This is a genomic window from Vibrio sp. 10N.222.46.A1, assembly GCF_041473595.1.
GTDB lineage: Bacteria > Pseudomonadota > Gammaproteobacteria > Enterobacterales > Vibrionaceae > Vibrio > Vibrio tasmaniensis_A.
The window spans coordinates 1-3,318 of sequence record NZ_JBFRSN010001083.1 but is presented as its reverse complement, the minus strand read 5'-3'; the positions used below and the strand labels follow the sequence as shown (position 1 = coordinate 3,318).

4 protein-coding genes and 1 pseudogene are annotated in these 3,318 nt (G+C 49.0%); all 5 read left to right on the top strand.

What is annotated here, in order from left to right:
* Positions 1–462: pseudogene (locus AB4496_RS23990) on the top strand (type IV secretion system protein TraC); the annotation flags it as partial.
* On the top strand, positions 459–806 hold the full coding sequence (locus AB4496_RS23985) for a TrbI F-type domain-containing protein (protein WP_016800271.1): 348 nt from the start codon (positions 459–461) through the stop codon (positions 804–806). The pseudogene AB4496_RS23990 and the gene AB4496_RS23985, both read left to right, overlap by 4 nt.
* A 4-nt stretch (positions 807–810) precedes the next feature.
* Positions 811–1,533, top strand: a complete 723-nt coding sequence (gene traW, locus AB4496_RS23980; protein ID WP_102258057.1) for a type-F conjugative transfer system protein TraW — start codon at positions 811–813, stop codon at positions 1,531–1,533.
* Positions 1,534–1,544: 11 nt separating this feature from the next.
* Positions 1,545–2,546, top strand: coding sequence for a conjugal transfer pilus assembly protein TraU (traU, locus tag AB4496_RS23975; RefSeq protein ID WP_220503519.1), 1,002 nt, complete (start codon positions 1,545–1,547; stop codon positions 2,544–2,546).
* A gap of 12 nt (positions 2,547–2,558) precedes the next feature.
* Positions 2,559–3,245, top strand: a complete 687-nt coding sequence (gene trbC / locus AB4496_RS23970) for a type-F conjugative transfer system pilin assembly protein TrbC (RefSeq protein WP_017082646.1) — start codon at positions 2,559–2,561, stop codon at positions 3,243–3,245.
* Positions 3,246–3,318 lie beyond the last annotated feature (73 nt).

Below are 3,318 nucleotides of genomic sequence, written 5' to 3'. Positions count from 1 at the left end.
ACCGGTTATCGCACCGCCCGAAAATTTGGGGGTTCGTTTTGCACCGTGACGCAAGGGATTGAGGATTTTTACAGCACACCTGAAGCGCTCGCTGCGTTCAATAACTCCGACATTCACATCACTCTGCGTCAAGGCAGTGGATTGGCGAAATTCATCAAAGACAATCCTTCACACTTTTCACCCTATGAGCAATTTGTCATCAAGAGTTTTGAAAAGTCCTCCATCGCCGGTTACAGCTCTGTCATGCTAAAAACCGGTGATGTAACGACCTTTCATCGCTTGTTTGCCGATCCTTTTACTCGTGCGTGCCTTTCGACAGAGCCGCATGAGTTTGAGTACTGTGAAACCTTGATGAACCAAGGCGTCCCACTCATGGATGCGGTCAATCAAACCGCAGAGCATTTTTACGGACCAGAAATTGAGATCTTCAACACCCTCATCTATGGTAAGGAGGCCAAATGAAATCCATCCGTCACACACGTCTTGTCGGTGCCCTGTTTGCCATAGTGTTGATGATGTTCACGCTGATGGCCGTCAAGCTCAACACCGCCCCTCAAATCGTGGTCTTCGATATCGAACAAACGTTAGCGCAATATCAAGACCAACTCATTGAAGCCAACCTCAGCGATCAGGAGCACAGCGCGCAATTGGCGACCTTTGATACGGAACTCAGGCGGCTCTTGAAAGAATACGCGCAAGCGCACCATCTCGTGATTATCGTGCCAGGCGCGCTCATCAGCGGCGCACCGGATAGAACCACCGAGATCCAACATTACGTTATTGAGGCGCTTAAAAAGGAGTCATGATCTTATGATTGTTCACGGGCATTCATTCATCAAACCAACAGCACTCTCAAAGGTGCTCGGTCTCACTTTACTTGCCATCGCCCCCACCGCTCTTAGTCAACAATTTGGGCGTCAAGGCGAACTTTTCCCTATTGCAGAGGTAGACATGTTGCAATGGATTAACAGCAGATTGACACACTTAGAAGCCACGGGAGAAACCGCAAAGATGCAACAGCAGTTTGTGGAGAACGTAGAAAATAACGTGCGAAGACCCCCTCCCGTTAAAGGGTTGACCGCCACCACCGCGCCCAACACCTTTTACATCGACCCATCATTAAAGCTGGCCACCGATATCAAAGATGCACAAGGTAACCTCCTTTATGCTAAAGGCCTCGTCATCAACCCTTTTGATACCGACACTTGGCCAGTCGACATTCCCAAACAATCATTAGATTACTCGTATGTGATTGTCTTTCTTGATGGTGACGACCCAAGCCAGCGCGCTTGGGCTAAACAATACCGCGCAGATAAGCCGATAAAATGGACCCTCACCAACGGCAGTCCAGAAAACGTCGCCACGGAGTTTGACGCCCGAATTTATTTTGACCAACAAGGTCACTACAGCCGTCAATTTCAACTCTCACACATTCCCGCTCTGATTGAACAAGACGGAGCGCGGTGGAAGATCACAGAGATCGATGTGACGCCGTTCACCACCATAAACAAGAGTGCGACGAACACAAAATAAGGAGAAAGACCTTGAGATCCCATGGGTTATTACTGCTTGGTTTGTTCCTATTTCCTTGGCAAACCCAAGCTCAATCCGCCGCTTGTACGGGGCATTTCTTAAATCCATTGTCTGATATTTGTTGGGACTGCCTATTTCCTATGACACTGGGCAGTGTGCCTCTCATTAGCTCGACATACCCTGACACCGCCAACCCAAGCATGCCGATCTCCTATTGTCCTAAACCCCCGCCCATTTTTATGCAAATTGGCTTAAACATTGGGTATTGGGAGCCGTATTCCTTGGTGGACGTGACGCGAGTCCCTTATTGCATGGTCAACATGGGGATGCAGTTGAGTAATGACAATAGCCAACAAATAGGAGGCTCGCAGCACGACTCAAGCAGCAAAACCAGCGGCAATGCTTTTTATCACGTGCATTGGTACAAATATCCGGTGATTTACTGGCTACAACTGATGCAGTCGGCCGCCTGCATGGCCACGGATAATTTCGATGTGGCCTACCTCACCGAGCTTGACCCGTTTTGGGATGATGATGAGATGTCGTTCATTCTTAACCCCGAAGCCATTTTGTTTGGCCACCCCATCACGCAGCTCTCTTGCATCACCGAAGCCATGGCGACCACCACCGGGCGCGTTTTGCCTTTTGATGCGCTTTTTTGGTGTTTAGGCTCACAAGGCAGCGTCTACCCATTAACCGGTAATAGCGCTTACTCTCATACCGGCCCTCAAGTTGGCACACTGATGTTAGAGCGTTTTAATTTTAAAATGCACAGGCAAGGCATTGTGTGGGAAACCCGGGGCGAAGATGGCGCAATCTGTTACCAATGGCCAGAGCCTATCTTGCCGAAAAGTCGCTATCGCTATCAATTGTCGGCACCGATTGGTGATGCCGCTCATTGTTATCCCTATGGCACCACCTCGTCACTTTGGGAGCAAGGTAAAGACAACCCAACCACCGGCGGTAACTTTGGTTTTGTGAACTGGCGAAAACGTAATTGCGTATTTTTATAAGGAAATGAGACGATGTCATTTAGCCCAAGAGCCTCATGGCTGTTACTTATTCTGCTGGTTAGCCCTCTCTCACTAGCCGAGAAGGGTTACTCTCAAGAAGAGCTCAAAGCGCTTGCCAAGCAAGAGCAGACCATTGCAGCGCCAACCAATCACAGTGAACTGACCACCTTTCTTGAACGAGGTCAGCAACATAAGCAAGAAGCGTTGTCGATGAATCAACACCTCGATAACGTGTTGCAAGACTCGCCACTGGCGAGTGTTCTTGGGGTGCCTCAGGAAAATCCAAACAAAAAGGCGCAAGGTGTGATGGTGTTTGTGTCGCTTTCCATGCCAGATAACGCGCTTAGACAGCTACTCAAACAAAGTCAGCAATATCAGGTTCCTCTCGTGATACGTGGGGTACTGCCAGAAGGCATGGTACCGACAGCCTCTCGAATACTGAGTTTGTTAGAAGCGGACGACGAAGAAATGGCCATTGATAGCGGTTTTGCCATCAGTCCACAGTGGTTTCGTCAATTTAACATCACCCACGTCCCCGTGTTTGTGGCCATTGGAGAAGCGTGCAATGAAGCGTCTTGCCCGCAAAGTGATTACGACATGGTTCACGGCAACCTCTCCCTTCCTAACGCATTAACGATTTTAAGCCAAGGCGATGTAGGACACATCGCCAAACAAGTGCTCAATAGGAGTTCCCCTTGAATTCGCCCTTTTCACTACTTTTTGTTTTTCTCTCTTTCAGCGCTGCTCTCTTACTCTCCCTTCATACCCTTGC